We start from the raw sequence: 732 nt of genomic DNA on the forward strand, positions 1-732 counted from the left end.
GCCGGACCCGACGCCCGACGAGATCGAGGAGTTCTACCGCACCGGGGTGTGAGTCCCGGTCCGGCCCCGTGGTGGGAGGCCGGCCCGGGACGACTCACCCCCACGCCGCATGCCCCCGTCCGTCCCCTTCATGGGGCGGGCGGGGGCGTTTCGTCATGCCTGGGGCCGGTCGGCTACGAACGAGCCCAGGCCGCGGACCGTGTAGATGACGCCCTGCTCCCGCAGGTTCGCGAGCACCTTCTGTGCGGTGTCGACGGCCACGCCGGTCTCGGTGACGATCTGCTGCACGGAGGGGACGCGGGACCGCGGCGGGTAGGTGCCGTCAGCGATCCGCTGCCGGATCACGTCGGCGATCTGCTCCCACCTTGGTCGGTCCTGCGCCCACTCGTCGATCACGTGTGCACCGTAGGCATGGGCCCCGCACGCCCGCGATCGGTAGAAGTTGGGCGTATACAGGGGTGCACTACCCCGTACTAGGGATAGCGTGCGAGTAGACGAAGGACCCCCGCGCCGTGCGACCGGCCGGGGGCGTGGCCACCGCTTCGAGGAGCGACGACATGGCAGAGACTACGCAGTCCGCCCGGAACAGCGACACCCCACCATCGCCGGACGCCCGGCAGCAGGTGATAGCGGCAATCATCCTGCCGCCCCTGGACGGGCTCGCCGAGGCACAGGTCCGCGGAATGACATGCGTGTGGGACGGCATCGCCCTCACCCCCGCGACCGCCGTCG

At 71.0% G+C, this 732-nt stretch carries 1 protein-coding gene; it reads right to left on the reverse strand.

The features are described from left to right. Window positions 1-153: 153 nt before the first annotated feature. Window positions 154-396, reverse strand: coding sequence for a GntR family transcriptional regulator (locus IE178_RS35130; protein ID WP_318280428.1), 243 nt, complete (start codon window positions 394-396; stop codon window positions 154-156). Window positions 397-732 lie beyond the last annotated feature (336 nt).

Origin of the sequence: Streptomyces griseoloalbus (assembly GCA_014650015.1) — a bacterium.
GTDB classification, from domain to species: Bacteria; Actinomycetota; Actinomycetes; order Streptomycetales; family Streptomycetaceae; genus Streptomyces; species Streptomyces griseoloalbus.